Below are 26,520 nucleotides of genomic sequence, written 5' to 3' on the forward strand. Positions count from 1 at the left end.
GACGTGTCCAACCCACTCGACCAGCCGCTCGAGAACGACCTCTCGGCCGAGCTGCAGGAGCGCAAGACGGGCGTCGGCAAGACCACGGTCGTCCTCGGTGTCGCGGTGCTCGCCATCGTGGCGTTCGTGGGCGGGGTGTTCGTGCAGAAGTCCTTCGGTGCCGGCGAAACGCCCACGCGCCAGACCGCCTCCGGCCGCCAGTTCCCCGGCGGCGGCACTCCCCCGTCGGGCGTCAACCGGCAGGGCGGAGGTCAGTTCGGACGGGGCACCGTCGGCACGATCGACCACGTCGACGGCACCACCGTGTACGTGAAGACGCAGAACGGTCAGGTCGTCAAGGTGTCCACTTCGGACGCCACGAAGGTGGAGATCAGCTCGGAGGGCAAGCTGGCCGATCTCAAGGCGGGCCAGCAGGTCGTGGTGCAGGGCCAGGCCGGGTCCGACGGCACCGTGACCGGTCAGACGATCACCCAGCGACCGGCGACGGGGTGAGGGGACGGCTGCTCGTCGTGGAGGACGAGCCGAGCATCCGCGAACTGCTGTGCGCGAGCCTGCGGTTCGCGGGGTTCGCCGTGTCCAGCGCGGCGACCGGCTCCGAGGCGCTGGAGGCCGCCCGGACCGGCGCTCCGGACCTGGTGCTGCTCGACGTGATGCTGCCCGACCGCGACGGGTTCGAGGTGGTGCGCCGCCTGCGTTCCTCGGGCGTGCGCGTGCCGGTGCTGTACCTGACCGCGCGGGACGGCGCGGACGACCGCGTCACCGGCCTGACGATCGGCGGCGACGGGTACATCACCAAGCCGTTCAGCCTGGAGGAGGTCATCGCGCGGGTGACGGCCGTGCTGCGCCGCACCCGCCCCGGCGAGTCCGAGCAGCTGACGTGCGGTGACCTCTCCCTGGACGTGGAGAGCCACGTGGTGAGGCGTGGTGCGCGAGTCATCGAGCTGTCGCCAACGGAGTTCCGCCTCCTCCACTGCCTGCTGCGCAACAGCGGGCGCGTGCTGTCGAAGGCGCAGATCCTGGACCAGGTGTGGTCGCACGATTTCGACGGCGACGTCGGCGTGGTCGAGTCGTACATCTCGTACCTGCGGCGCAAGGTGGACGCCTCGGAGCCCCGGCTGATCCACACGGTGCGCGGCATCGGGTACATGATCCGCCCATGACGTTGCGCGTGCGGCTGGTGGTCGTGCTCGTCGCCCTGGCGGCCGCGGGCCTGGTCGGCACGTGGCTGATCGGCTCGAAGGTGATGGAGAACTACCTCCTGCACCAACTGGACGCCCGCCTCGACCGCGCGGTGTCGCTGCCCCGCTCACTTCCGTTGCGGGACAACATGCTCCTGCGTTCTCGGGACGGAGTCGTCGCGGGCACGCCCTTGGAGGGGCTGCCGCCGTTCGGCGTCATGACCCCCGGCGAGCACATCACCGTGGAGTCGACGCGGGTGGTGATGCGGGAGCTGGACGGCTCCGAGCTGGTCGCCGCGCTCGACCAGTCGGAGGTGGACCGCGCGGTCGACGACCTGCGGCTCGCGTTCCTGCTGATCAGCCTGGGCGCGCTGGTGTTGGTGGGCATGGCCGGCTACGCGCTGGTCAGAGCCTCGACGCGCGCCCTGGAGGAGGTCGAGCGGGTCGCCGGGGAGATCGCGGCGGGCGACCTGTCGCGCCGGGTCCCCGTGCACCGCCCGGGCTCCGAGGTGGGACGCCTGGCGTCGGCGTTGAACACGATGCTCGGCCAGATCGAGGCGTCGTTCGCGGCGCGAGTCCGTTCGGAGAGCCGGATGCGCCAGTTCGTGGCCGACGCGTCACACGAGCTGCGCACCCCGCTGACGTCGATCCGGGGCTACGCCGAGCTGTACCGGCAGGGCGCGGCCCCGGATGCCGCGGAGGTGCTGAAGCGCGTCGAGGACCACTCCCAGCGGATGGGCGTGCTGGTCGACGACCTGCTGCAACTGGCCCGCCTCGACTCCGAGCAGCCGCTGACCTTGTCCTCTGTGGACATGGTCGTGCTGGTGACCGACGCGGTGCACGAGATCACGCGCCCCGTCTCGCTGGAACTGCCGGCCGGGCCCGTGCCGGTGGAGGCGGACGAGGCGCGGGTCCGGCAGATCCTGACGAACCTGCTGGAGAACGCCGTGGTCCACACCCCGGCCGGATCCCCGATCACGGTCCGGCTGACGCCGGACGCGGTCGAAGTCGCCGATCGCGGGCCCGGGATGACCGCCTCGCAGGCCGCGCGGGCGTTCGAGCGGTTCTACCGGGCGGATCCGGCTCGGGGGCCCGGTGGGACCGGGCTGGGGCTCGCGATCGTGGCGGCGCTGGTGGCGGCGCACGGGTGGCGGGTCGAGCTGGACACCACGCCGGGCGAGGGCGCGGTGTTCCGCGTGTTGTTCGCCTGACCGCGGTTCGGCCAGGCGCGCTCGTAGTGCTCCTCCGGGAAGTCACTCGGGCTCGACCCCGTCGCGTGCGCGCGTTCGATCTCCACGGCGTACCGCTCGTTCCGCGCACACCACGGCGCGGCCGGGATGTACATGACGTTGCCCCATCCCTGCTGGTTCTGGACGGGCGCGACGCTGTGGATCATGTCGCAGTGCCACCAGACCGAGTCACCCGCGTGAACGTCTGGAATTCCCGTTAGAGCCTCTAGCAACAGTGAGTGGTACTTACTGTTGATGGGAAACACCTGGTTGACGGTGACGCCGCACATGTCGTCGTCGGCGACGTCGTCGAGGAGTGGGCGCAGCATCAGGTAGGCCATGGCGCCGGGGATCGGGACGGTGTGCAGCACGCCCTGGTCGTGGGCCATGTCGGAGAGGGCGGTCCAGCCCTGGAAGGTGCGGAAGACCGAGCACATCGTGGTGCCCGGGTACTGCGGGCCGGTCGTGCGGTGAGCGGCGTCCCACGGGTCGTACTGCTCGGGCGTGCCGTTGAAGAGGTGCCGGAACGCCTGCTGGTACTCGCGGGTCATCCACAGGTCGAGCGTGCCGGGGTCGAGGTGGGTGCCGAGGCCGTTCGAGTCGGTGCCGGGCGGGCGGCGGCGGATGCGGTCCGGGTAGCCGACGTCCCTGGCCGGGTCGAACCAGCCGTCGTGGTGCCACAGGCCGTTCAGGAACTGCTGGACGGTCGCCATGCGTTCGTGGCGCCTGGCCTCGATCTGCGCGGGCGACCAGTAGATCGGGTAGATCTCGGGCTTGGAGCCGACGCTGCCGAAGAAGTCGTCGCCGGGGCCGCGGTAGTTCTCGAAGAAGTCGTTGCTCTCGACGTAGTCGACGATGGACCTGTCCCAGGCCAGGGCCTGTTCGCGGGCGAAGTGGCCGCACACCACCAGGCAGCCGCGGCGGCGGACGAGGTCGGTGTCCGCGGTGCCGGCCTCGATGTCGGCGTAGTCGATCACCGGCCAGGCCTGGCCCAACTTGACGTCGTCGACCTCGCGGCGGATCCGCTCCTCGACGACCGCGAACACCTCCTCGACGCTACGGCCCGACGCCTCGATGTTCGCGCGGATCGCCTTCTTGATCTCGCGGACGGCTTTCGGCAGGTCAGTGGGCGTGGTCTCCCAGTTCGGCAGCACGGCGACTCCTTCCAGTAAGGCCTCCTAACTTGGAACCATAAGCGTGTCGCGCGGTTGTAGGCAAGGCCTCTAACTAGAATTCGCGCTCGTGACCAAGCCGTCGCAGGAGCTGCTGCGCTCGATCTCGGACGAGCACGTGCTGCGCTCGTTGATGACCGCGCGCAAGCTGACGCGCGCCGAACTCGCGATCGAGACGGGCCTGTCGAAGCCGACGGTGAGCGAGAGCGTTCGTCGCCTCGTGGAGCAGGGCCTGGTCGCGGACACCGGCGAACGCACCCCAGGTGGACGCGGCAAGGGCCGGGTCGGCTCGTTCTACGGCCTGGCCGAGGACAGCGGCGTCGCCCTGGTCGTCACGATCGCGCCGGACGGCGTGACGGCCGAGTGCGTCGACGCCTACGGGGACGTCATCAGGCGCACCCACCGCCCGATCACCGGCCCGGCCGAGGTCGCCGGCGTGTTGCCGGCGGTGGCCGCGGAAACCGTTGCGGCGCACAACGTCCGGCTCTGCACGGTGAGCGCCGCCGACCCCGTGGACCGCCGCACCGGCCGGCTCGTGCAGTTGCCGGACTCACCGTTCCTGGTGGGAGACCTCGACCCGGTCGCGGTGCTGGGACCGTTGCTGCACGGACCGGTCGTGGTGGACAACGACGTGAACTGGGCCGCGCAGGCCGAGCACGAGGCGCTGGGCGTCGCGGACTTCGCCTACCTGTTCCTGGGCGAGGGCCTGGGTTGTGCCGTCGTCTCCGACGGCGAGGTGCGGCGCGGACACTCGGGACTCGCCGGCGAGATCTCCCACCTGATCACGGCAGGGCCGACGGGCGCGACGCCGTTCATCGAGGTGTTCGGCGAACTGGGGTTGCGGCAGGACGGCACCACGGCGATCGACGTGACACGACTGCTCGACGCCGACCCCGCCGTGCTCGCGCGGGCGATCAGCGGGGTCGTCACGGCACTGGTGACGCTGGCCGATCCGGAGGTCGTCGTGATCGGTGGCTCGTGGGGCCCCTCGCTGCTGGACGCGATCACGGCCGAGTGCGCGCGCTCGCCGCGTCCGGTGCCGATCAGGGCCGCCTCGGTGGCGAACCCGTCGCTGACCGGGGCCCGTGCCGCCGCACTGGACCTGCTGCGGACCGACCTCGTCAGCCGGGCAGGCCCGCGTACTCCTCGATCCGGGTGATCAGGCCGTTCTCGAAGCGGAAGTACACGGCCGCGTCGACCTTGAAGATCCCGCCGTCCTTGGACTCGACGTTCACGACGTGCTGCTGCAGCACCTCACCCGGCTGTTCGAACTGCCGCGTGACGTCGTAGCGCATCGACGCGATGGGCTCGATCTGTGCCTCCATGCCGGCGATGTTCTCGCCGATCGTGGAGTCACCCTTGCCGTCGTTGTGCCAGACCGTGGCCTCGGCCGAACACATGGCCCTGGCCTCGGTCCACTCGCGGTTCTCCAGGTGGCGGAGGTAGGTGGTGGCCTTGACCTTGAGGTCGTGCACGAGAGCGCGTTCTCCTGCTTCGACCCGCATCGGGAGGTGGTTGCCGGACGGGGCCGCCGGACATGTGAAGATCGCCGGGGCGATGTGGTGGTGCGACAGCGTCGCCTGGTTGAAGTCGACGGTGAACCTCGTGCCGGGCTCGCGCGGCGACAACACGAGCCACCGGCCGATGTCCGGCGTCCCGGCGCCGTTGGTCTCGTCGGTGAAGACGACGAGACGTTGGCCCGGCATGGTCTCCAGCACCGTGAGCACGTATTCGGTGCCGTTGATCGTGACGGCGAGATCGACGGGCGCGTGGACGGCTTGCGTGGTCCGCAGAGCCGTCAGGTGGTCCACTTCGACGTGGCGCTCCGGTGTCGCGCGAAACTCGCCCTCGAACACCCAGCCCGGGTCGTAGGGGTAGGTGTCGATCCCTCGCAGGCCAGACCGCTCCCACGCCTTCGGGTCCGTGACGACCACCCCGAAGAACCCGTCGGCACCGCCCGCCATCGCCGTCCGCCCGCCGGGAAGCTCAACGGTGCCAACGACTTCCGCTCCGTCATAGGTCAGTGCGCCTTCCCCGGTGACGCGCCACTCCCCCGCCACTCCCGGCAGGCGCGCGGTGCCGGTCACCGTGCCCTTCGCGACGACCTTCGCCTTGTCGGCGATCTCGTTCAGCCTGGCCTCACGCCACTGTTCGTAGGTCATTTCCGCGCCGCCCAGACCGTGCGCTCGGTGCGCAGCGCCAGATCGTCGCGTCGCAGTGCGGTTTCGACCGCCTCGGCCTCGAGCTGCCTGCGCAGAACGATGCGCGCGTAGCGTTCCACGGCGGGCGACCGTTCGATGTGAACGGTGACGGCGCGCTCCGCCTCGACCGTGAACCCGGCCTGCGTGAGCTTCGGCCCCCAGTCCGCACCCCGGTGGGGCAGGCGTTCGTCGTGCCCGTCGGGCGCCTGCTCGGGGAAGAACTGCGGCATGCCGGCGAGCTCGACCACGGCCAGCAACCCGTTCGGGGCAAGGGTCTTGTGGAGCTGGGCGAGGGTGTGGCCCGGGTCGGCCATGTGGTGCAGGGACGCCGAGGCCCAGATCAGGTCCGGCGAGCCGAGGTCGGGCCACTCGGTGTCGAGGTCGGCCAGCACGGTGTGGACGCGGTCGGCGACGCCTCGTTCGCCCGCCTTGGTGCGGAGGCGCTGAAGGTGGTCGAGGGAGGAGTCGACCGCCGTGATGTGCGCTTCGGGGAACTGGGCGAGGAGGGCGAAGGTGCCCGCGCCGGTGCCGGCGCCCAGGTCGACGATGTGGCGGGGGTTGCCGGCGGGGAGCCAGGCGATGACTTCGGCGGTGTGGGTGGCGAGGAGTTCGGCGTCGAGGTCGAGGACCTCGGCTTGGTCGGCCAGGTCGGCCGGAGACAGGTGGCCGTGGCCATGTCCGTGGCCGGGTTCGCTGTCGTGTGTGTGGGTACCGCCGTGTGCGTGAGGGCCGCCGTGTGCGTGAGGGCCGCCGTGCACGTGGCCGTGCCCGTGCGTGTGGGCACCACCGTGCGCGAGGCCTCCGCCGTGCGCGTGACCGCCACCGCCGCCATGCCCGTCAGCACGGCCACCACCATGCCCAAATCCTTGGTCGCTCATGGCACCCAACGTAGGTCCGCCATGCGCCAGGTGCACGGCAACTTGCGCGATCAGCAAGACGCTCATCCCACCGCATGCCAACCACGCAAGATCAGGCCTTGCGGTCCGCGTTGTGGCCGCGCCGCGCCTCCCGGTCGAAGATCCCGAGGATCTCGCACGGCCCACCCGCGGTGCCGATGGCGTGCGGCAGCATCGTGGGGAACTCGGCCGCCTGGTTCGTCTCCACGCGGAACCGGCGGTTGCCCAGCAACAGCACGGCCACCCCCGACAGCACGACCAGCCATTCGCGGCCCGAGTGCGCGCGCAGCATGGCCGGGTTGTCCGGTGGTGGGCTCGTCATCCGCTGGCGCATGACTGTCATGCCCGGCTCGGCCTTGATCGGCCAGCGCATCGTGCCGTGTGCGCCGTCGAGCATCGGGCTGACGATGACGTCGTCGGTGTCGGTCTCGACCAGCTGGTCCAGCGAGGTGTCGAGGGCTCGTGCCAGCGTCACCAGCTGATCCAGGGCCAGGCGGCGCTGACCGTTCTCGATGCGGCTGAGGGACGACGGGCTGAGGCGGGCGCGGGTCGCCAGTTCGTCCAGCGACCAGCCCTGGGCGACACGCAGGGCGCGGATCCGTTTGCGCACGAGGCCGTCCAGGTCGCCGTCTTCTTGCGTCATGCGCATGATCGTATGCCTCAGAGACAAATCGTGCTTGGCGTGGCGGCCGTGGACTCCGGAGGGTCCTTCGTGGAGGGATGGCGGACCGCCACGTGGACCGGCGCGGCCCTCATGGCGGTCCTGCTGGCCTTCGTCGTCAGGCGTCGATGAGCAGGTCGAGCAGCTTCTGCGGCGGCTCGTCGCCGAACAGGCTCTGCAGCATCTCCTCGGACTCCTCGGCGGTCTCGACCGCGCGCACGAACATCGCCTCCTCGAACGTCGCCAGCGCGGTCTCGACGTCGTCGTGCGAGGCGAGGGCCCGGGCCAGCTCGGCACCGTCGAGCATGGCCAGGTTGGCACCTTCGCCGTTGGGCGGCATGAGGTGCGCGGCATCGCCGATCAGCGTCACGCCCGGCACGCGTTCCCAGCGGTGCCCGGAAGGCAGCGTGAAGTGGGGCCGGAACACCGGGGTGGTGTCGGACTCGGTGAGCAACGCGGTCAGCTCGGGCGCCCAGCCCTCGAACTCCGCGGTGATGTGGCTCAGGTCGCCGAACCACTCGACCGGGCGGGTGAACTCCACGTACGCGTGCAGGACGCCGCCCGCCTCCCGGTGCGCGAAGATCCCCTTGCCTTGGCCGGGTGCGAACATCGAGCCGCCGCCGACCGCCTTCGCCACCTCGGGGTGCCGGGTGTCGGCGTCGTGGAGGTACGTCTCGACGAACGAGACACCGGCGTACTCGGGCTTCGCGTCGGAGAGCAGCGGTCGGACGCGGGACCAGGCGCCGTCCGCGCCGACGAGCAGTTCCGCGTCCACAGTGGCCCCGTCCGCGAACGTGACCGTCCTGCCGAGGACGCCGGTCACCTTGCACCCCCAGCGAACGGTGCCGGCGGGCACCGAGTCGAGCAGCATCTGGCGCAGGTCGGCGCGCTGGACCTCGGGACGGCCGCCCGTGCCGTCGTCGCCCTTCTCGAACAGGACGGCGCCGCCCGAGTCCAGCACCCGCATGGCCTCCCGGCCCGGCAGCACCAGCGCGCGGAACTCGTCCATCAGGCCGGCGGCCTCGACGGCGATCTGCCCGTTGTAGTCGTGGATGTCCAGCATGCCGCCCTGCGAGCGCGCCGTCGGCGACTCCTCCGCCTCGTAGACGGTGGACGGGATGCCGTGGACGTGCAGCACGCGGGCGAGCGTGAGACCGCCGAGTCCGGCGCCGATGATCGTGACGTGCATGAAGTGCTCCCCTGGAGATCGAGCCGCCTCCCTGACGGCACGACCAGGTTCACCCAGCCCGCTGGTACGGCCCGCACACGTCACTGACAGGGGCTGGCAGCCGCTGTCACCACTCGGCGAACGACCCGTCGTCGTGCCGCCAGATCGGCGAGCGCCACGCGTGCCCGGTCTCGGCCGCGCGCCGCACCGCCGCCTCGTCGACCTCGACGCCCAGCCCGGGGCCGGTCGGGCGCGCGATCCAGCCGTCCACGACCCGCACCGGTGCCATGTCCACCAAGTACGCCGGGTCGGTGCCGTTGTAGTGCATGCCCGCGCTCTGCTCCTGGATCAGGAAGTTCGGCGTGGTGAACGCGACCTGCAGCGACGCCGCCAGCGAGAGCGGCCCGAGTGGGCAGTGCGGCGCGATCGACGCCCCGTACACCTCGGCCAGCGACCCGATCCGGCGCAGTTCCGAGATGCCGCCGGCGTGCGACGGGTCGGGCTGCACGACGGCGACGCCGGCGTCCAGCACCGGTTTGAACTCCCAGCGTGAGAAGAGCCGCTCCCCCGTCGCGATCGGCACGGTCGACGCCTGCACGACCGACGCCAGCACGTCGGGCGGGAGTTCGGGCAACACCGGTTCCTCGACGAACATCGGCTGCACTTCTTCGAGCATCCGCACGAGCCTGCGCGCCATGGCGGGCGAGACCCGGCCGTGGAAGTCGATCGCGAGATCTCCCTGCGGTCCAAGGGCTTCCCGCGCCTCACGGGCACGAGCGAGCACCGCGCCGGCGTCGGCGGGCGAGGCGATCGGGCGCATCTCCGCCGTGGCGTTCATCTTCACGGCGCTGAAGCCGGTCGCGACCTGCCGCGACACCGCCTCGAACACGCCGTCGGGGCGGTCGCCCCCCACCCACGAGTACGCGCGCACGCGGTCGCGGACCGGGCCGCCGAGCAGTTCGTGGACCGGCAGCCCGCGTGCTTTGCCCGCGATGTCCCACAACGCGTGGTCGTAGCCCGACAAGGCGGACGACAGCACCGGGCCGCCGCGGTAGAAACCGCCGCGCCGCAGGACCTGCCACAGGTCCTCGACGCGCAGCGGGTCCTGGCCGATCACCAACTCGGACAGCTCGTGGACGGCCGCGCGGACCGTCTCGGCCCTGCCCTCCACGACCGGCTCGCCCCAGCCGCTCACCCCCTCGTCGGTGCTCACCTTGAGGAACAGCCAGCGGGGCTCGACCAGGAACGTCTCGACCGCCGTCACCTTCATGAGGAGTCCTTCGCCGCGGACCAGCCGCCGTCGACCAGAAGCTCCGCGCCCGTCACGAACGACGCCGCCGGAGACAGGAGGAAACCGATCACCGAGGCCACCTCGGCCGGGTCGCCGAGGCGTCCGGCCGGGGTGGCTCGGGCACTGCGTTCCCGGTCCTCGGGAGAGACCCGGTCCCACGCCGCCGTCAGCACGGGACCGGGCAGCACCGCGTTGACCCGGACGTCGGGCGCGTACTCGACGGCGAGCTGGCGGGTCAGCGCCACCAGCCCGCCCTTCGAGGCCGCGTAGGCGCCGTGGCCGGGGATGCCGAAGTGCGCGTGCACGGACGAGACCAGCACGACCGAGCCACGACGTGCGCGCAACGACGGCAAGAGGGTTCGCAGGCCGTGGAACGCGCCGCCGAGGTTGACCGCGAGCTGGCGTTCCCACTCGTCCGGTGTCGTCTCGTCCAACGGCTTGACCGCGACCGTGAAAGCGTTGCTCACCAACGCGTCCACGGCACCGTCGCACAGGTCGAGCGCCCGCCGCCAGGTCTCCGGGTCGCTGACGTCCCCCCGCACGGCCACGTCACCGCGCAGGTCGACGCCGACGACCCGGTACCCGTCGTCCGCCAGGTGCTTCGCCGTCGCGGCACCGATTCCGGCACCCGCACCCGACACCACCGCGCACTTCATGCACGTTCTCCTAGAGCTTCTGCCGGTAGACCTTGTTGTCGGGCCCGCGCACGACCGTCCACGCGGAGCCGTCCGGACCAGCAGTGGCACCGACGGCGCCGACGAGCGAGTTGCTCGGGAACTCCGGCCGGTTGAACCAGCCGCCCCAGACCCCGCCGGACGCGTTGATCTGCCACAGCGTGTAGTCGCCTGCCCGGGCGAACAGGTAGATCCGGTCCTGGAACTCGACCAGCGTCGGGCTGCCGGAGATCACGCCTCCGAGTGACGTCCACTCGCCGCCCGCGACGGGGCGCACCCACACGACGTCGGCGGCGGTCCGCACGGCCACCTGGCCACCGGCGACGCCGGGCCTGCCGTAGATCGGGTCGTCACCCGGTGCGCCGAGCGAGGTCCAGGTGCCGTTGTAGGACCAGACCCTCCCGTCCTCGCCCCGGGCGACGACCGTGCCGTCCGCTGCGACCGAGGGCGCGTCGGTGAGCTTGCCGCCCAACGACTTCCACGCGCCCCAGCGTCCGTTGTGGAGTGTTCGCTGCCAGGCGCGGTCGTCGTTGCCGCGCACGGTCACCTCGACGTCCGTGCCGGCGGCGCGGACCGCGGGCTGGCCCTGGATCGTCTTGCCGAGACCCGACCACCTGCCGTCACGGAGCATGCGGAGCTCGCCACCCGTGCCGCGGCTGAACACCAGGGCCTCGTCGCCGAGCCGGGCGATCGCGGGCGACGCGGTGGCGTCGGAACCGACCGCCTCACCGGGCACGAGGTCGGTGCCGCGCAACTTGAGCATCGCGGTGCCGTGCGGAGGAACCGTCACGGTGTACCTGCCCGTGGCCGTGCCACGATCGGCACGAGCGCGCAGGTCGCGCACGAAGACCGTGCCCTTCAAGCCCGCCGCGGAGAAGTCCACCGTCATCTCGGCGGGGACGTCGCGGCGGTTGAGCAGCACGACCGAGCGCTCTCCCCGGCGGGACAACACCTTGCTGTAGACGTCGGTGTCACCGGTCGTGGCGACCCGGACGCCCTGGATCGCCAGCGGGTCCTGGTCGACCGCGAGGATCTCCGGGTTCTTGAGCGTGCTGACCATCGACGGCGGCAGCGTGCGCGGGTCCGAGCCGATGATCAGCGGCGAGGACATCTGCGCCCACATCACGAACTGCGAGGTCGACTCCTCCTCGTTGAGCTCGTAGGTGCCCTGTTGCGTCTTGCGCAGGGGGATCAGGTAGTCGGGGTCGTTGTAGTGGCCGGGTCCGTTCGCCTCGGGGTGTGCGGCGTTGCGGTCCATGTTGCGCAGCACGTCGCGCCAGATGCCCTCGTACGGCGTGCCGAACGCGATGTCCGTGGTGGTGCGCCACGAGTCGCCGTGCAGCGGCCCGAACGTGTAGGAGATGTCCGCGGTCTGGTCCGGCGTGTGCGGGACGCCCCACTCGCTGGTGACCGGGTTGCAGATGTTGAGGATCATCGGCCGCCCGGCCTTCTTCACCGCCTTGCTGAAGTCCGCGTACGCCTGCGCGGGCTTGAGGTTCGCCGCGATGCCGCACAGGAAGTCGACCTTGACCGCGTCGAACTTCCACTCGGCGAACCGCTTCGTGTCCTTCTCGTAGTAGCCGCCACCGCTGCCGGCCGCGCAGTTCTTGCCGTCGGAAGGACCCGCGTCGGTGTAGATGCCCGCCTTGAAGCCCTGAGCGTGCAGGTCGCCGACGAGCTTCTTGATGCCGCTGGGGAACTTCGCGGGGTCCTCCTGGAGGTCGCCCTGCGCATTGCGCGGCGCCGGGGCGGTCCAGCCGCCGTCGATCCACAGCAACCGGTACCCGGCGTCGCGCATCCCGCTGCTCACCAGGAAGTCGGCGATGCTCCGGATCTCCTTCTCACTCGGCGCACCGAGCCCGTAATACGTGTTCCAGCCCATGTACGGGGTCTTGGCAACACCACTGTCGTAGTAGGTGGGCGCTCCCTGGTCGTCACCTGCGTATGCGGGTGTCGCCACCAAGGACATCAAGGCGATGACCAACGCGACTCTGCGAACGGACATGCCGTGAGCCTCCCCGTGCTCGTTGGCAGTGTCAAGAATAATTCCTAATTTATGTGTAGTAGGCTGGCGGGCGTGAGCTACCGGTACGAGATCACCCAGGCAGTCGTGCGGCAGGGCATCATCGCGATCGTGCGCACCGCGTCCGCCGACTCCGCTGTCCAGGCCGCCGTTCCGTTGCTGGACGCGGGCATCACGTCCCTCGAACTGCCTCTGACGAACCCCGGCGCCCTGGAGGCGATCCGGCACCTGCGCGCGCACTACCCCGCCGCCACGATCGGCGCCGGGTCCGTGCTGGACGAGGCGTCTGCGGTGGCCGCGGTGCGGGCCGGAGCGCAGTTCCTGGTGGCGCCGAACCTTCAGGAGTCGGTGATCCGGGCCGGGCACCGGTACGGGGCCGCGGTGCTGCCCGGGGCCGGGTCGGTGTCCGAGGTCGTGCAGGCGCTGGAGGCCGGGGCCGACGCGGTGAAGGTGTTCCCCGCACCGACGCCGCAGTGGGTGAAGGATGTGCTCGCGGTGCTGCCGTACGCGCCCCTGGTGCCCACTGGTGGCGTTGCTCCGGCTGATGTTCCGGCCTGGCTGGAGGCCGGGGCGGTGGCGTGCGGGGTCGGGTCGGCTCTCGCCCGCACGCCGATCGAGGAGATCAGGTCACTGCTGAGGCGCTGACCAGCGTTCGATGATCTGCTTGGCCATGTCCGGACTGATCAGCACGAAGTCGCCGTCCACCCGGTCACGTTGCCAGTCCTCGCGGTACATCCAGCTGTCGCGCCACCCCTGCCCGATCAGGAACCGCTGCTCGCCCATGCCGCTGTACCGGGTCGTCCACAGCCGCACCAGCCCGTTCGGGTTGTCCAAGGGTCGGCGGTCCAGCAACGCGTAGTAGCGGTATCCCAGGTAAGCCGGATCGCAGGCGGCCATGCGCCTGAGCTGCTCACCCTGGAGCCGCACCACCTCCTCAGCCGTGACCGCGCGCACCGAGTAGAACCCGCGCGGTCTGGTCGCCCGGTAGTACCTGGATGACGACCGCCAGGCTTCCCCGAAAAAGTAAAGTTCGCCCTTTTCTTCCCCGACCTCATCGACCCACTCGCGCCAGAAGGCGGGCTCCCGCCCGTCGTCTTCCTCGACGATGACGAAGTGCTGTTTCTCCATGTGAACCCCCCAGTCCAGTGGGTTCACCGTACCGGTGTCAGAACCACCACGTCGGCGTCGTTCGTGGCGGTCCACCCGAACGGCAGCCCGACGTGGGTCAGGTGCGCCGCCGAGTACACCTGACCGTCGTCGTCCGCATAGGACAACGCGGTCAACCCGCGCAGCCTCACCCGGGACGACTGCCCGGGCACGAGAGGCACACCGGTCAGCGAACCGGTGTGCCAGGCCAGCACGACAACCCGATCTTCACCGCAGTACTGGATGGCGCCCTCCCCGAGCAGGTGCGCCTCACCGCCGTGGACGACGTCCCGGATCTCCTTGTACCGGGCGATCAGCCCGGCGGCCTCGGCACGTTCCTCCGGCGACCACTCCCGCACGTCCGCACCGATGCCCAGCACACCGGCCATCGCGAGCACGAACCGGAACTTCAGCGAACGCGGCCGTGTGTCGAACACGCCCGGCGCGTCCGTCACCCACGACGACATCAGGTGCGGTGCGTGCATGTGCAGGAAGCCGTGCTGGATCTTCAGGCGGTCCAAAGGTGCCGTGTTGTCGCTCGGCCACACGACGTCCACGCGACCGGTGGTGGCGAGGTCCGTGCGGCCGCCGCCGCCCGCACAGCCCTCGACCAGCACGTGCGGGTGCTTCGAGCGCAGGTGGTCGAGCACGCGCCAGTAGTTGCGGACGTGGGCGTTGTCCAACTCAGGGGCGCGTTCGGTGGCGGGGCGGTTCATGTCCCACTTCAGGTAGCTGATCCCGCACTCGGTCAGCAGTCTGTCCAAAGTGGAGACGACGAACTCGTACACCTCCGGCAGACCCAGGTTGAGCAGCATCTGGTTGCGGATCAGCGTGGGCTCGCGGCCGGGAAGCCGGTACACCCAGTCCGGGTGGTCGGCGTAGAGCTGCGACTTCGGGCTGACGGCCTCGGGTTCGACCCACAGGCCGAACTCGAGGCCCAGCGCGCGCACGTCGTCGACGAACGCGCCGAAGTCCGGTGACTCCGGGTACCAGTCACCGAGGCCACCTGTGTCGTCGTGGCGGCCGGTGAACCAGCCGTCGTCCACCACGAACAGCTCCGCGCCCAGGTCGGCGGCGATGCGGGCGAGATCGCGCTGCTCTTCCAGGTCGACCTCGAAACCGGTGGCCTCCCAGGAGTTGTAGAGCACGGGCTTGCGGGCCGGCCGGGAACGCGAGCGGTCGTAGGCGTGCCAGACGCGGGGCAGGTCGTCCGAGCAGGCGAGCGCCAGTTCAGGCGTCGTGAAGGTCTCCCCCGGTGCCAGGTCGACCGGGCCGAGCACCCCTGCGCGCACGCGGGTGAGGCCGGACGGTTCCACCTCGGCCGTGATCTCCCAGGAACCGCTCCACGCCAGGGACACGCCCCACGTGTCGTCCACGGACAGCCAGGGCGCGTAGTTGTGCCCGGGAACGCCGTAGGAACTGCCGATGCGGAACCCGCCGGCCGGGAGGGTGACGTGGTCCAGCTGGAACTCGCGCGACCACTCCCCGTGCAGGAACGACAGCGTCGGCCGCCGCACCGGCAGGCACACGCCGGCCGAGCCGATCCTGGTGAGCCGGACGGGTTCGCCCCGCGTGTTCGTCACCTCGGCCCAGCGGGCCAGCACGTCGACGCCCGGCTCGGGGCGGTAGCAGAGGACGGTTCGCAGGCCCGCGACCTCGTCCGTGAACGCCAGCCTCAGCACGCCATCGGCTTCCGAAGCTTCCTCGAAGGTGGGCCACGAGTCGCCGTCCACCTCCAGGTCCGCGCCGGTGAACGGGCGCCGGCCGCGCGGGGCGTACTCGACGGGGGCCGCGTCGGCCTCGGTGATGAAGTGGATGTCGCCGAGGTTCGCGTAGGCGGACGGGCCCTGCTCGACGCCGTGCGGGCCCCAGGCCACGAGCTCGGCCCAGCGGCCGCCCGGTTCGACGGCCACCGTGTACGAGGTCGTGGCCATCCGCAGCGTCCACTGGTTCATTTCACCGCTCCCACCGCGAGTCCGGAGATGAAGTGCCGCTGGAAGCGCAGGAACACCGCCACGGTCGGGATCGCCGCGATCACCGACCCCGCCGCGATCACGTTCCAGTTCGACACGTACTGGCCCTGCAACGCCAGCAGCGCCGGGGTCACCGGCATCACGGACGAAGACCGCAGCACGGTGATCGCCCACAGCAGGTCGTTGAAGATCCACGTGAACGCCAGGGCCGCGAGCGCCGCCAGGGCGGGCCTCGTCATCGGCAGCACGATCCGCCAGAAGATCTGCACCGGCCCGGCACCGTCGATGGTGGCGGCCTCCTGCACCTCGTTCGGCATCGCGCGCATGAAGCCCTGCAGCACGAACGTGTAGAAGCCCAGCCCGAAGCCGACCTGCACCACCACCAGCGCGAACAGCGTGTCGTAGATGCCGAGCACCTCGGTCAGCCTCGACACCGGCACCAGCAGGATCTGCGGGGGCAACAGGTTGCCCGCGAGCATCAGCAGGATGATCGTGCGCCGGCCCGGGATCGCGAAGCGGCTCAACGCGTACGCGGCCGCCGAGCTCAGTGCGAGCGAGAGGAACACCGTCGGCACGGTGACCAGCACGCTGTTCCACATCGCGCCCGAGCCGCCGTTGGTCCACGCGTCGGCGAACCCGGCGAGGGTGAACGACCGCGGGAACGACGCGAGCCCGTTGGCGGCGATGTCGTCGAAGCCGCGCACCGCGGTGACGAGCACGGCCGCGATCGGCAGCAGCCAGAGCACGGAGATCGTGCCCGCCACGGCGTGGAAGACGCGGCCAGAAGTGCGGCTGGACATCTCAGTTCTCCCGGAACGCGCGGACGAGGTAGGTCACGATCACGCCGAACGCCAGCACGAAGATGACGACGGCCAGCGCGGACGCGTAGCCGAGCTTCAGCGACTGGAAGGCGGTCGAGTACATGTACGTGCTGAGCAGCTCGGACGAGTGGTAGGGCCCGCCGCGCGTCATCGACCACACCACGTCGAACGACCGCAGCGAGTCGATCACGATCACCGACAGCACCACCGAGTTGACCGAGCCGAGCTGCGGCCACGTGATGTGCCGGAACCTCTGCCAGGCGGTCGCACCGTCCAAAGTGGCCGCTTCGTACAGACCGGGGTCGATGCCCTTCAGCCCGGCCAGGTAGAGCACCATCACGTACCCGACCTGCCGCCACAGCGCCGGCACCAGCACCGCGTAGATCGCGGTGTCCGGGTCGGCCAGCGGGCTGCTGTCGAAGATCCCGCCCGGCTGGTAGAGCACCTGCCAGATCAGCGAGGTCGCGACCAGCGAGAACACGACGGGCACGAACAGCGCGGCGCGGTAGACGCCGACGCCACGCCGTTCCTTCTGCAGCAGCACGGCCAAGCCGAGGCCGCCTACCGCGGACAGGCCGCCGAAGAGCACGAGCCAGATCGCGGTGTTGGTGACGGCGGTGTGGAAGACCGGGTCGTCGAGCATCCTGGCGTAGTTGCCGAGCCCGACGAACCGGGGCGGCGAGACGCCGTCCCAGTTCGTCAGCGCGAGCCAGAAACCCTGCAGAGCGGGCCAGAAGACCCAGAAACCCTCCACCGCCAGGGGGACGAGCACGAACAGCAGCAGGATCGGAGGGACCCTGGTGGAGCTCCTGGTCATGTCAGCTCGACCACACCTGCTGCGCGGCCTTCTGCCAGTCCGCGAGGATCGCGTCCAGCCGGTCGGGCTGCTGGAGGAACCTGATCAGCGCGGCGTCGGCGGTGGGCTGCAACGCGTCACTGGAGTCGCGGTTGAAGAACTGGGTGATCTCCGCGGCCTCCTTGAGGTGTGCGCGTCCCTTTTGGACCAGCGGTGTGCCGGAGTCCTTCGCGCCGGGGTGCGTCGGCAGGACCGTGCCGGACGAGGCCTTGATGTAGACCTCCTGCCCCTCGGCGGTCGCCGCGTAGGTCAGGAACTCCTTGAGCTCCTTCACGTGCGGTGACTTGGCGCTCGCGAAGAACCCGTCGGTCGGGCCCTCCTCGGCCAGCGGGACGTTCGGGTCGATGATCGGGAACCGGAAGAAGTCGATGTCGTCGATCGCGTCCTTCGGCGCCGCGTCGGCGAAGAACGCGCCGGTGAGCAGCATGCCCGTGCGGCCCTGCAGCATCGCGGTCGTGGCCTCCTGGAAGCCGATCGCGGTGCCGTTGGGGTCGGTGTACGGGAGTACCTCGCGCCACGGCGTGAAGATCGCCTTGACCTTCGGGTCGTCGAACTTCTGCCTGCCCGCCAGCAGTTCGCGGTGGAACGGCGCGCCGTTGACGCGGATGTTGAAGTAGTCGAACCAGGCGGCGGCCGTCCACGGCGAGTCCGAGCCCGCGCCCATGCCGAGCGGGATGACGCCCTTGCCCTGCAACGCCTTGCAGAGGTCGACGAACTCGGTCCACGTCTTCGGCGGGGTGACGCCCCACTTCGCGAAGTGGGACTTGCGGTAGAAGAAGCCCCACCAGTAGTAAGTCGTCGGCACGAACACCCTGCCGCTCAACGTCTTGAACGACTGGGGGTAGTCGCCCATCGTCTGCCAGACGTCGCTGATGTCGAGCAGCAGCCCCTTCTCCTCGTACCCCTTGAGCAGCGCACCGGGGTACCAGGTGAAGAGGTCGGGCGGGTTCGCCGAGGTGAGGTAGCTCGGCAGCTGGGTGCGGAAGGTCTCGGAGGCCACGGTGTTGACCGAGGCCTGCGCGCCCTTCTTGTCGTTGAACGCCTTCACCAGTGCGTCGATCGCCGCCTTCGCCGCGGGCGCCGACAGGTTCGACTGGATCGTGGCCGTGCCCGCGGTCTGGGCGACCGGGCCGGAGGACGCCGAGGTGGCGCAGGAAGCCGTGCCGCTGACCAGCAGCCCGGCACCCGCGGCGGCGGTGACGCGGAGGAAGTGACGCCTGTCCATGGCGGTTTAGGTTGCGCCCACGTCATGATCATGTCAAGAATAATTCATAATTTATGATGTGCCGTATGCTCTGACCCCATGAACGAGAAGCGGCTGCGCGGCGTGCACGGCCAGACCGTCGAGGCACTGGCGGGCCGGATCCTGGCCGGCGAGATCGGCGAGGGCGACACGCTCGACCTGCCCGCACTGCGCGAGGAGCTCGACGTCTCACTGACGGCGCTGCGCGAGGCCCTGAAGGTGCTGTCGGCCAAGGGCATGATCGACGCGCGCCAGAAGCGCGGCACGTTCGTCCAGCCGCGCTCGTCCTGGAACCTGCTCGACACCGACGTGATGCGCTGGCAGACCCAGGCCGGCCCGGACCAGGGACTTTTCGGCGAACTGACCGAGATGCGGGTGATCGTCGAACCCGCCGCCGCCCGCCTGGCCGCCGAACGCGCCTCCGACGCCGACATCGAGGCCCTTTCGGCTGCCCTGGACCGCATGGCGTCCGCCAGGGACCTCGCGGCGACCGTCCGCGCGGACCTCGACTTCCACCGGCTGCTGATGGCCGCCACGCACAACACGTTCCTCACCCAGGTCGAGCGGATCATCGCGATCGGCCTGGCGGAGCGGGACAAGCTGGTGCACGGGACCGTGGACGACGACCCGGTGCCGTCGCACCGCGAAGTGCTGGACGCCATCAAGGCCCGCGACCCCGAGGCGGCCTACGAGGCGATGCGGGCACTGGTCGACAAGTCCGGCGCGGACCTCGACCGGCTGCGCTGAGTCTTAATCGATACGACACCATCGGGTACCGGTAAGACGGTTGTGAAAGACATTCACGTCCGTCAGCATCGGGCCTCATGCGCCTGATCACGCTCGCCGCCGCCGTGGCCCTGACGATCTCGGCAGCGCCCGTCGCCGTCGCGGCCCCCGCCGCGCCGAAGATCGCCACCTACAACGTGTTCATGCTGTCGCGGAACCTGTACCCGAACTGGGGTCAGGTCGCCCGCGCCGACCTGGTCGACAGCACCGGGGTGCTGAACGGCCAGGACGTCGTGGTGCTGCAGGAGGCGTTCGACAACACCGCCTCCGACCGGCTGCTCGCGAACCTGCGCGACACCTACCCGCACCAGACGCCGGTGCTCGGTCGCAGCAAGGCCGGGTGGGACGTGACGAGCGGGCGCTACAGCGACTCGACGCCGGAGGACGGCGGTGTCGCGGTGCTGAGCCGGTGGCCGATCACCACGCGCGTCCAGCACGTCTACCGGGACGGGTGCGGCGCGGACTGGTTCTCCAACAAGGGGTTCGCGTACGTGCGGATCGACGCGCCGACCGGGCCGCTGCACGTGGTCGGCACGCACATGCAGGCCGAGGACTCGACGTGCACGAGTGCGCCCGGCGGCTACCGGGCCCGGCAGCGCGCGGAGATCAGGGCGTTCCTGGCCGCGCGGAACATCCCGGCCGCCGAGCCCGTCTACGTGGCCGGCGACATGAACGTGATCGGGGCGAGCGCCGAGTTCCAGCAGATGATCACCGATCTCGGCGCGCGGACGCCGGAGATCGGCGGGCACCCGTTCTCGTGGGACTGCGCGGACAACAGCGTCTGCCGCGACCAGTACGGGCCGCAGTACGCGTCCGAGCAGCTCGACTACGTGCTGACGGTCCAGGGACCGTTGCTGCGCAACGAGACGCGGCGCGTGAAGAGTCCGGAGTGGTCGATCTGGTCGTGGGGGCGCAAGTACACCTACAACGACCTGTCCGACCACTACCCGGTCTTCGCTAGCTGAGCGCGGACAGGAGCCGCTTCGCCTGCACCACGGCCTTGCTCGCACCCTTGCGGGCGGCCACCTCCCCGAGTCCCTCGACGGTGCCGCCCGGCCGGAGCTGCTGGGCCAGTTCGACGGCGAGCTCGACCAGGTCCGCGACCCTGGTGTGCGACCACGCCTTCGGCAGCACGGCCGCCACGACGTCCCAGACCTGGGCCGCCGCACCGGACCGGGCGATGTCGCGCAGGCACGGCACGATCCGGTTCGGTGCCAGTCCGCCGTGCTCCAGCAGCCGGCCGACGACCTCGCCCAGCGCCCTGCCGTCGAACTGCCCGCGGGCGGCGAGGACGAGCACCGCGTCGACGGCCTGGGCGCGGCCGACCACCGACTCGGTGCCGAGGCCGTACGCGAGCGCCAGGGTGGTGGCGACGCCGATCGGGCCGTGGGCCCGCGCGATGCCCGGCAGCACCGCGCCGTCGTTGCCCGACGACCCGCGCCGGTGTGCGAGGTGCGGGACGAGGTGCGCGGCGACGACCTCCCGCCGGGCGGGCAGGACGAGCGGCCACCAGTCCAGCAGGGACTCCCAGTCGCTGTGGCCGAACCACTCCTCCTCCGGCTCGGGAAGACCCGGTTCGACCGTGACCAGCAGCCGGACCTCTTCCTTGCGCGGCAGGACGTACGGGTCGGTGCGCCGGCGTTCGACCAGCTCCACGACCGGCTCGGTGGGCTCCGCCAGCCACGCGCGCAGCACCTGCCCGGCGGTGCTCGTGAGCGAGGCGAAGTCCTCCGGCCGGGTGTCGCGCGGCAGGCGGTGGTAGGCCTGCCTGAGGTCACGCGGTCCCGGGTCCCAGTCCCCCGCCTCGGCCTTCGCGAGCCGTTCGAGCAGCGTTGCCGCGTCGAGCAGGCCGGACGTCTCGGTGGGCGTGGACACCAGGGCCGGGCGCGGTGCTCTCAGCAGGTCCCTGGCGATCTCGCGCAACCGGCCGGCGAGCCGCTGGCCGGGACACCCCGGTTCGTTCCTGCCCAGATTCTCGGCGTCCAGCACCGGTTCCGGGTGGCCGACCGGCTGCACGACGTCGGCAGCGGCGGTCACGACCGTGGTGAACACCGAGCGGCAGTTGGGCCAGGAGCGTTCGAGGAAGGCCTCGGCGTCCACACGGGTGCGGATCCACGGGTTCTTCTCCCTCAGCGGCGCGAACGCCCGCACGAGCGCTTCCCTGTCCTGCCAGGCGAACCGGACGAGGGCTTCGAGGACGCGTTCCGCGGCCACGGGCTCGATGTGGCTCGCGGTGCGGGTGAGCAGGCCGCCCACCTCCGCGGTCAGCTCGTCGAGCGTGGCGATCGGGTCCGGCCACGGACTGGGCGTGAAGCCTGCGAGCCCTGGGATGTCCGCGGCGGTGGTCTCGACGCCGAGCCGGGCGGCGAGGTCGGCCGGGAGCTGCGCGGCCAGCGCCCGCAGCTCGGACCTCGTGTCCGCGCCGATCCCCGCCTGGTGCACAGCGATCAGCTCGACGGCCTGGCCCCGCAGGTCGTCCGACTCGTGCGCGAACAGCTCCGCGACGGTCAGCACCACCTCGTCCGGCTTCTCCTGCGCGTGCCGGGCGAGCCACGCCAGCTGCGCGCGGATGAGCTTCTTCTCCGTGCGGCCGAACACCGACCGGCTCGCTTCCGCGACCAGGTCGAAGTCGAGTTCTCCCGCCTCGTCCACGGACCTCAGCCGCTCCTGGGCGAGTGCCACCACGGTCGATCGCGAGTCCGGCAGCATCGCAACGTAGTCCCGGACGTGCTCGGTGGCCTCCTCGGGCGTGACCCCTATGGCCGCGTGCAGGTCCAGGAACCCCTTCACGTCCGCCTGTGCACCGCCCTGCTGCAGGCGCGCGAGACAGCCGTCGAGGAGCATCCTCCGGTCCGTCCGGGCGCACAGGAACTCCCGCACCGACCGCCCGAAGTGCGCACCCGCGCCCGGAACCTCCAGCAGGCGCGGCAGCAGCACGTCGAATCCCGGACGCCACCGCTCGTGCCCGTCGAAGGCCAGCAGGTGCAGCAGGAACCCGTCCGAGTCCGGCGGGTTCTCCCCGCAGAGCTCCACGATCACGCTGTACAGGTCGTGCCGGTCGAGGTCCCGCACCGGCATCCTGGACGCGAGCCTCGTGACGAGGTCCGCCTTCCAGGGGACGTCTCGGTGGCGCAGCACGTCCAGCAGCACGCCGATGCCGTCGTCCGGGACCAGGCGGTGGTACCAGATGCGGTACCGGACGAGCCACGGCGTGAGCGTGGCGGCACCGGGCAGCAGCCCGGCGCCGGTGATCGCCATCGCGGTCGGGTGCTCCCAGTTCCGGCCTGCCGCGCGGAGCTGCTTCTCGTACGCCACCAGGTCCTTCGCGCGTTCGGCGCGTTCCTGCGGCGTGAGGCTCTTGAGCACCTCGCCGAGCGCGAGCACCTGGCGGGACTCGATCAGCGCCCGGATCCGGTCGAAGCTCATGCCGTGCTCCCGAGCGTGCTCGCCAGCCTCTTCGCCTGCACCACGGTCTTGCTGGAACCCTTGCGGGCGGCCACTTCCGCGAGCCCCGCCACGTCCCCGCCCGGCTGGAGCAGCTGGGCCAGTTCGACGGCGAGCTCGACGACCTCGGAAGCCCTGTTGTGGGACCAAAGGCGCGGCAACAGGACCGTCAGCGCGTCCCAGACCTGCTGTGCCGCACCGGAACGCGCCGCGTCGCGCAGGCCGGGCACGACGCGGTTCAGCGAGACGTCGCCCCGGTCGAGCACCCGTCCCACGAGGTCGCCGAGCGTGCTGCCGTCGAGCTGGCCGCGTGCGGCGAGGACCAGCATCGCGTCGACCGCGTACGCCCGGTTGACGGTCAGCTCGGCGCCGAGCCCGTGGACCAGGGCGAGGTGCAGGGCGGGACCCGCCGGGCCGTGCGCCTCCGCGAGCATCGGCAGGAGCGGGCCGTCGCTGCCCTTCGACGCCGTGCGCGCACGGAAGTGCGGGATCAGGTGGGCGGCGGTGATCTCGCGCCGGTCCGGCAGCAGCGACGGCCACCACTCGAGCTGCAGACCCCACTCGTCGTGGTGGCGCAGGCTCAGTTCCGGCTCTTCCAGGCCGGGGACGACCACGGCGTACAGGCCGGTGTCGGTGGGCGGTGGTGACTGCCAGCTGTAGTCGTAGGTGTAGGTCCGCTCGGTGATGGTGATCTCGGGGTCGGTCCTGGCCGCGAGCCACTCGCGGACCTTCACCGCCGCCTCGCTCGGGAGAGCCGAGAACAGGGCGGGATCGGTGTCGCGGGGCAGGCGCGCGACGGCCTGCCGCAGGTCCCGCCGCCACGGTTCCCAGCCCTCGGTCTGGGCACGGGACAACCGTTCGACGAGGGTGGCGGGCTCGATCAGGCCGGACATCTCGGTGGGTGTGGAGACCAGTGCCGGCTTCGGCAGGTGCACGAGTCCCCGGGCGATCTCGTACAGCCGCTTCGCCAGGTCGTCCGCCGGCGCCGGCTGGGGGTGTTCCGCCTTCCGGTTGCGGGCGAAGTCCAGCTCCGAACTCACCTGCTGCCGCAGAGGCTTCGGCTTGCGGCGTGCGGCGATGATCACGTTGATGAACTCCGACCGCGGGTCGTGGTCGTCGTCGGGGTGCTGCTCGCGGTACTCGAACCACGGGTGCTTGTCGTAGAGCGGCTGGATCGCCTTCGAGAGCGCTTCCCGGTCCTGCCAGGCGAACCGGACGAGAGCCTCGATGATCCGTTCCGCGGTGGACGGCACGAGGTGGCCGGAGCTGCGCGCGAACGACCCCATCAGCTCGGCGGTCAGTTCGTCGAGCGTCGCGATCGGCTCGGGGAACGGGGCCGGTGCGAACGCCGCCAGTTCCACCGCCTCGCCCTGGACCGCGGTGCCTCCCAGCTGGTCGGCGAGGTCACCCGGAAGCCGTTCGGCCAGCGCGCGGATCTCGGCTCTGGTCGCCTCGCCGACGTCCCCGAGGTGCTTCACGATCAGCTTGACCGCCTGGCCGCGCAGGTCGTCCGACTCGTGCGCGAACAGCTCCGCGACGGTCAGCACCACCTCGTCCGGATGGGCCCCGGCGTGCTTGCCGAGCCACGTGAGCTGGGAGCGGACGAGCTTCTTCTCGGTGCGGCCGAACACCCACCGGCTCGCGTCGCACAACAGCTCGAAGTCGAGCCTTCCGGTGTCGTCACAGCGCTTCAGCTGGTGCTGCGCGAGGTTCGCGACCGTCGACCGCGAGTACGGCAGCATCGCCACGTAGTCCCGCGCGTGCTCGACCGCTTCGTCCACCGTCACCTGGAGGACGTCGTGCAGTGCGAGGAAACCTTCCATCTCCTTCGCCGCACCACCCTGCTGGAGGCGGGTGAGGCAACCGTCGAGCAGCACCTTCCGCTCGGCGCGGTCGCGCAGGAAGGACTGCCAGGGAGGACTGCCGGCGAGGATCGCCCCGGAACCGACCGCGTCCAGCATCCGGGGAATGAGCGCGTCGAACGCGGGCCTCCACCGCGCCTGGTCGCGGAAGTCCAGGAAGTGCAACAGGAACCCGTCGGAGTCCGGGGGCTCGTCCCCGCAGAACTCCAGCACCACCCGCAGGAGGTCCCGGCGCCAGCGCTCCCGCGACGGCATCCTGGCGGCGAGCCTCGTGACGAGATCGGGCATCCAGGGGAGGTCTCGTTCCCGCAGGACCTCGATCAGCGCAGCGACCTCGTCGGTGTCGTAGAACGCCGACGTCCGGTAGCGGACGAGCCACGGCGTGAGCGCCGAGGCGTTGGGCAGCAGACCGGCACCCGCGAGCGCGAAGGTCGACCCGTGCCGCCAGGGATCGTCCCCTGCCCGGTGCGCCTTCTCGTACCCGATCAGCTCCTTGGCCAGCACCTTCCGCTGCTCGGGAGTGAGCGCCTTCAGCGCTGTGCCGAGCGGGGCGCAGTCGTCGGCCTCGATCAGCGCCTGGATCTCCGCGAAGCTCACGCCCTGCTCCTGACCATGTCCGCCGCCAGCACGTGCTTGCACTTGCCGCGCCCGCCGCGGTACTCGGCCCACCACTGGCAGGTGCAGGCCTCGCCGTTCACGCGGTAGGAGCCGATCACGGCGGTGTCGCCGTCCCAGCTCACCGCGTTCTGCGCGACGAGTGCCTTCGCGTTGCGCAGCCGGGGGTTCATGGCCTCGACGTCGATGCCGCCGTAGGGCAGTTCGCGGTGGAAGTACGAGGCTTCGGCGAGGTCGTAGCCCACCCGTCCCGCCGTGCCGAGCTGCGCCAGGGCGTCCCTGACCCTGTCGGTGGTGAGGCCGGAGCGGTCGGCCAGGTCGGCGACGTCCACGCGGGGCTCGAAGTCGAGCAGCGCGCCGACGAGTTCGGCGTCGGTGTCGGCGTCCCCGGCCGCGAGTCCGTCGAGGACGGCGCCCTCACCGGACAGGCCGCGCGTCACCTCGGGGGAGAGGACGAGCGTCAGGCGCTGCGAACCGAGGTCGACCTCCCAGCCGCTCGCGACGGGTTCGCCGTCGGTGGGCGGGCCGTAGAGGCGGACGGCCTTCGCGAAGCGCAGCAACGGGAGCAGAGCCTCGAGGCGGTTCGGACCGGCGAGGCACACGGCGTTCGCGGAGGCCGTTCCGCTGAGCCGCAACGAATTCCCGGACGGCACCGCCCACACCGCCGCACGGCCCTTGGGCAGTGTCTTGAGGAACCGCCGGGCGTCCATCGGCGACAGTTCGGCCCTGAGGTCGAACTGCGAGGTGAGGACCTGGGTCTCGGCGAACCCGCGCAACCAGCGCGGGGGCAGCGGGACCTTCTTCTCGACGACCGCGCCGTCGAGCGTGCCGACCTCGACCTGGTCCGGCCCGACCGTGAGGTGCAACGGATCGCCCTTGGTGACGCGGGCGAGCGCGCGCCGCAGCGGTTCGTTGACGTCGACGTTCGTGGTGCCTCGGTCGTGCACCTCGCCGTCGAGCGCGTCCCCCAGCACGTCCAGGCGCGCGTAAACGCCGCAGCAGCCCGAGAACGACTCGAAGCGCAGCCGGTCGCCGTTGCAGGTGACGACCGGGTCGCGGAGGCGTTCGCTGGTGGGCTGGAAGTACCGGGTACCCGCGATCTTCGCGATCGCCAGCAACGCCGTGGCGACCTGCTGCGAGTCGCCGAGGAACCCGGTGAAGAAACGCGGGTTCGGCGCCCTGCCGCCGGAGGTCTGGAGTCCCAGGGCGCGCCGCGTCTCGTCGAGCCGCGAGTCCGCCACGTAGGCGTACGAGTGCATCGCGCCACTTTAAGGAACACAC

The 26,520-nt window shown here is 70.7% G+C and carries 22 protein-coding genes and 1 pseudogene; 7 read left to right on the forward strand and 16 right to left on the reverse strand.

What is annotated here, in order from left to right; genetic code table 11:
• The first annotated feature begins 3 nt into the window (after nucleotides 1-3).
• The 3 genes and pseudogenes from ND450_RS14315 to ND450_RS14325 all read left to right on the forward strand — a co-directional run.
• Entirely contained in the window at nucleotides 4-492 is a 489-nt protein-coding gene (locus ND450_RS14315) for a hypothetical protein (RefSeq protein ID WP_253326619.1), read from the forward strand.
• Nucleotides 489-1,160: a response regulator transcription factor gene (locus tag ND450_RS14320; RefSeq protein ID WP_253326620.1), complete on the forward strand. Its 672-nt coding sequence runs from the start codon at nucleotides 489-491 to the stop codon at nucleotides 1,158-1,160. The genes ND450_RS14315 and ND450_RS14320 overlap by 4 nt, the downstream gene beginning before the upstream one ends.
• Nucleotides 1,161-1,564: 404 nt before the next feature.
• A pseudogene (locus ND450_RS14325) lies at nucleotides 1,565-2,320 on the forward strand (sensor histidine kinase); the annotation flags it as partial.
• Here ND450_RS14325 and ND450_RS14330 read toward each other — a convergent pair.
• Nucleotides 2,245-3,561: a YbiU family protein gene (locus tag ND450_RS14330; protein ID WP_253326621.1), complete on the reverse strand. Its 1,317-nt coding sequence runs from the start codon at nucleotides 3,559-3,561 to the stop codon at nucleotides 2,245-2,247. The pseudogene ND450_RS14325 and the gene ND450_RS14330 overlap by 76 nt on opposite strands.
• A gap of 88 nt (nucleotides 3,562-3,649) precedes the next feature.
• Here ND450_RS14330 and ND450_RS14335 point away from each other — a divergent pair, with 88 nt between their 5' ends.
• Nucleotides 3,650-4,738, forward strand: coding sequence for an ROK family transcriptional regulator (locus tag ND450_RS14335; RefSeq protein WP_253326622.1), 1,089 nt, complete (start codon nucleotides 3,650-3,652; stop codon nucleotides 4,736-4,738).
• Here the strand turns inward: ND450_RS14335 and ND450_RS14340 are convergent.
• From ND450_RS14340 to ND450_RS14370, 7 genes are all read right to left on the reverse strand, one after another.
• Nucleotides 4,701-5,741 carry a DUF1684 domain-containing protein gene (locus ND450_RS14340; RefSeq protein WP_253326623.1) on the reverse strand — a complete coding sequence of 347 codons (1,041 nt, stop codon included), beginning with the start codon at nucleotides 5,739-5,741 and terminating at the stop codon, nucleotides 4,701-4,703. The genes ND450_RS14335 and ND450_RS14340 overlap by 38 nt on opposite strands.
• A complete protein-coding gene (locus ND450_RS14345) occupies nucleotides 5,738-6,658 on the reverse strand; it encodes a trans-aconitate 2-methyltransferase (RefSeq protein ID WP_253326624.1) in 921 nt (306 codons plus the stop codon). The genes ND450_RS14340 and ND450_RS14345 overlap by 4 nt, the downstream gene beginning before the upstream one ends.
• Nucleotides 6,659-6,749: 91 nt before the next feature.
• Complete coding sequence (locus tag ND450_RS14350) at nucleotides 6,750-7,319, reverse strand: helix-turn-helix transcriptional regulator (RefSeq protein WP_253326625.1); 570 nt, start codon at nucleotides 7,317-7,319, stop codon at nucleotides 6,750-6,752.
• A gap of 136 nt (nucleotides 7,320-7,455) precedes the next feature.
• Complete coding sequence (locus ND450_RS14355; protein ID WP_253326626.1) at nucleotides 7,456-8,526, reverse strand: NAD(P)/FAD-dependent oxidoreductase; 1,071 nt, start codon at nucleotides 8,524-8,526, stop codon at nucleotides 7,456-7,458.
• Nucleotides 8,527-8,632: 106 nt separating this feature from the next.
• On the reverse strand, nucleotides 8,633-9,775 hold the full coding sequence (gene dgoD / locus ND450_RS14360) for a galactonate dehydratase (protein ID WP_253326627.1): 1,143 nt from the start codon (nucleotides 9,773-9,775) through the stop codon (nucleotides 8,633-8,635).
• The gene (locus ND450_RS14365) at nucleotides 9,772-10,452 is read right to left on the reverse strand and encodes an SDR family NAD(P)-dependent oxidoreductase (protein WP_253326628.1); all 681 of its coding nucleotides are present in this window, start codon (nucleotides 10,450-10,452) and stop codon (nucleotides 9,772-9,774) included. Before ND450_RS14365 ends, dgoD begins: the two co-directional genes overlap by 4 nt.
• Nucleotides 10,453-10,462: 10 nt before the next feature.
• On the reverse strand, nucleotides 10,463-12,475 hold the full coding sequence (locus tag ND450_RS14370) for a glycoside hydrolase family 27 protein (RefSeq protein WP_253326629.1): 2,013 nt from the start codon (nucleotides 12,473-12,475) through the stop codon (nucleotides 10,463-10,465).
• Between the two features lie 72 nt (nucleotides 12,476-12,547).
• Here ND450_RS14370 and ND450_RS14375 point away from each other — a divergent pair, with 72 nt between their 5' ends.
• Nucleotides 12,548-13,138 (forward strand): bifunctional 4-hydroxy-2-oxoglutarate aldolase/2-dehydro-3-deoxy-phosphogluconate aldolase, encoded by a 591-nt coding sequence (locus ND450_RS14375; RefSeq protein WP_253326630.1) that lies wholly within the window; start codon nucleotides 12,548-12,550, stop codon nucleotides 13,136-13,138.
• Here the strand turns inward: ND450_RS14375 and ND450_RS14380 are convergent.
• Genes ND450_RS14380 through ND450_RS14400 form a run of 5 tightly spaced genes read right to left on the reverse strand, consistent with a single transcriptional unit; the run spans nucleotide 13,121 to nucleotide 18,514 of the window.
• Nucleotides 13,121-13,648, reverse strand: coding sequence for a hypothetical protein (locus tag ND450_RS14380; protein ID WP_253326631.1), 528 nt, complete (start codon nucleotides 13,646-13,648; stop codon nucleotides 13,121-13,123). The genes ND450_RS14375 and ND450_RS14380 overlap by 18 nt on opposite strands.
• Entirely contained in the window at nucleotides 13,645-15,594 is a 1,950-nt protein-coding gene (locus tag ND450_RS14385; RefSeq protein ID WP_253326632.1) for an alpha-galactosidase, read from the reverse strand. The genes ND450_RS14380 and ND450_RS14385 overlap by 4 nt, the downstream gene beginning before the upstream one ends.
• Nucleotides 15,591-16,412: a carbohydrate ABC transporter permease gene (locus ND450_RS14390; protein ID WP_253326633.1), complete on the reverse strand. Its 822-nt coding sequence runs from the start codon at nucleotides 16,410-16,412 to the stop codon at nucleotides 15,591-15,593. The genes ND450_RS14385 and ND450_RS14390 overlap by 4 nt, the downstream gene beginning before the upstream one ends.
• A 1-nt stretch (nucleotide 16,413) precedes the next feature.
• The gene (locus tag ND450_RS14395) at nucleotides 16,414-17,250 is read right to left on the reverse strand and encodes a carbohydrate ABC transporter permease (RefSeq protein WP_253326634.1); all 837 of its coding nucleotides are present in this window, start codon (nucleotides 17,248-17,250) and stop codon (nucleotides 16,414-16,416) included.
• 1 nt (nucleotide 17,251) lies between these two features.
• Nucleotides 17,252-18,514 carry an ABC transporter substrate-binding protein gene (locus ND450_RS14400; RefSeq protein ID WP_253326635.1) on the reverse strand — a complete coding sequence of 421 codons (1,263 nt, stop codon included), beginning with the start codon at nucleotides 18,512-18,514 and terminating at the stop codon, nucleotides 17,252-17,254.
• A 78-nt stretch (nucleotides 18,515-18,592) separates the two neighbouring features.
• Between ND450_RS14400 and ND450_RS14405 the strand changes: the two genes are divergently transcribed.
• Together ND450_RS14405 and sph are read left to right on the forward strand one after the other, a co-directional pair.
• The gene (locus ND450_RS14405; protein WP_253326636.1) at nucleotides 18,593-19,279 is read left to right on the forward strand and encodes a FadR/GntR family transcriptional regulator; all 687 of its coding nucleotides are present in this window, start codon (nucleotides 18,593-18,595) and stop codon (nucleotides 19,277-19,279) included.
• Nucleotides 19,280-19,356: 77 nt separating this feature from the next.
• On the forward strand, nucleotides 19,357-20,283 hold the full coding sequence (gene sph, locus ND450_RS14410) for a sphingomyelin phosphodiesterase (RefSeq protein ID WP_253326637.1): 927 nt from the start codon (nucleotides 19,357-19,359) through the stop codon (nucleotides 20,281-20,283).
• On the opposite strand, the gene ND450_RS14415 is transcribed toward sph, so the two are convergent.
• Genes ND450_RS14415 through ND450_RS14425 form a run of 3 tightly spaced genes read right to left on the reverse strand, consistent with a single transcriptional unit; the run spans nucleotide 20,276 to nucleotide 26,498 of the window.
• Nucleotides 20,276-22,744, reverse strand: a complete 2,469-nt coding sequence (locus ND450_RS14415) for a hypothetical protein (protein ID WP_253326638.1) — start codon at nucleotides 22,742-22,744, stop codon at nucleotides 20,276-20,278. The two genes, sph and ND450_RS14415, sit on opposite strands and share 8 nt — an antisense overlap.
• Nucleotides 22,741-25,221 carry a DUF6493 family protein gene (locus ND450_RS14420; RefSeq protein ID WP_253326639.1) on the reverse strand — a complete coding sequence of 827 codons (2,481 nt, stop codon included), beginning with the start codon at nucleotides 25,219-25,221 and terminating at the stop codon, nucleotides 22,741-22,743. Before ND450_RS14420 ends, ND450_RS14415 begins: the two co-directional genes overlap by 4 nt.
• Nucleotides 25,218-26,498, reverse strand: coding sequence for an SWIM zinc finger family protein (locus ND450_RS14425; protein WP_253326640.1), 1,281 nt, complete (start codon nucleotides 26,496-26,498; stop codon nucleotides 25,218-25,220). The genes ND450_RS14420 and ND450_RS14425 overlap by 4 nt, the downstream gene beginning before the upstream one ends.
• Between the last annotated feature and the right edge of the window lie 22 nt (nucleotides 26,499-26,520).

Source organism: Lentzea sp. HUAS12 (genome assembly GCF_024125735.1).
Lineage (GTDB): Bacteria > Actinomycetota > Actinomycetes > Mycobacteriales > Pseudonocardiaceae > Lentzea > Lentzea albida.

Excerpts from the sequence above, each read along its gene's own strand:
- ND450_RS14370 (WP_253326629.1), bottom strand. The coding sequence starts at position 12,475 with ATGTCCGTTCGCAGAGTCGCGTTGGTCATCGCCTTGATGTCCTTGGTG.
- ND450_RS14350 (WP_253326625.1), bottom strand. The coding sequence starts at position 7,319 with ATGACGCAAGAAGACGGCGACCTGGACGGCCTCGTGCGCAAACGGATC.
- ND450_RS14345 (WP_253326624.1), bottom strand. The coding sequence starts at position 6,658 with ATGAGCGACCAAGGATTTGGGCATGGTGGTGGCCGTGCTGACGGGCAT.
- ND450_RS14405 (WP_253326636.1), top strand. The coding sequence starts at position 18,593 with ATGAACGAGAAGCGGCTGCGCGGCGTGCACGGCCAGACCGTCGAGGCA.
- dgoD (WP_253326627.1), bottom strand. The coding sequence starts at position 9,775 with ATGAAGGTGACGGCGGTCGAGACGTTCCTGGTCGAGCCCCGCTGGCTG.
- ND450_RS14395 (WP_253326634.1), bottom strand. The coding sequence starts at position 17,250 with ATGACCAGGAGCTCCACCAGGGTCCCTCCGATCCTGCTGCTGTTCGTG.
- ND450_RS14390 (WP_253326633.1), bottom strand. The coding sequence starts at position 16,412 with ATGTCCAGCCGCACTTCTGGCCGCGTCTTCCACGCCGTGGCGGGCACG.
- ND450_RS14385 (WP_253326632.1), bottom strand. The coding sequence starts at position 15,594 with ATGAACCAGTGGACGCTGCGGATGGCCACGACCTCGTACACGGTGGCC.
- ND450_RS14340 (WP_253326623.1), bottom strand. The coding sequence starts at position 5,741 with ATGACCTACGAACAGTGGCGTGAGGCCAGGCTGAACGAGATCGCCGAC.
- ND450_RS14425 (WP_253326640.1), bottom strand. The coding sequence starts at position 26,498 with ATGCACTCGTACGCCTACGTGGCGGACTCGCGGCTCGACGAGACGCGG.
- ND450_RS14400 (WP_253326635.1), bottom strand. The coding sequence starts at position 18,514 with ATGGACAGGCGTCACTTCCTCCGCGTCACCGCCGCCGCGGGTGCCGGG.
- sph (WP_253326637.1), top strand. The coding sequence starts at position 19,357 with ATGCGCCTGATCACGCTCGCCGCCGCCGTGGCCCTGACGATCTCGGCA.
- ND450_RS14415 (WP_253326638.1), bottom strand. The coding sequence starts at position 22,744 with ATGAGCTTCGACCGGATCCGGGCGCTGATCGAGTCCCGCCAGGTGCTC.
- ND450_RS14355 (WP_253326626.1), bottom strand. The coding sequence starts at position 8,526 with ATGCACGTCACGATCATCGGCGCCGGACTCGGCGGTCTCACGCTCGCC.
- ND450_RS14365 (WP_253326628.1), bottom strand. The coding sequence starts at position 10,452 with ATGAAGTGCGCGGTGGTGTCGGGTGCGGGTGCCGGAATCGGTGCCGCG.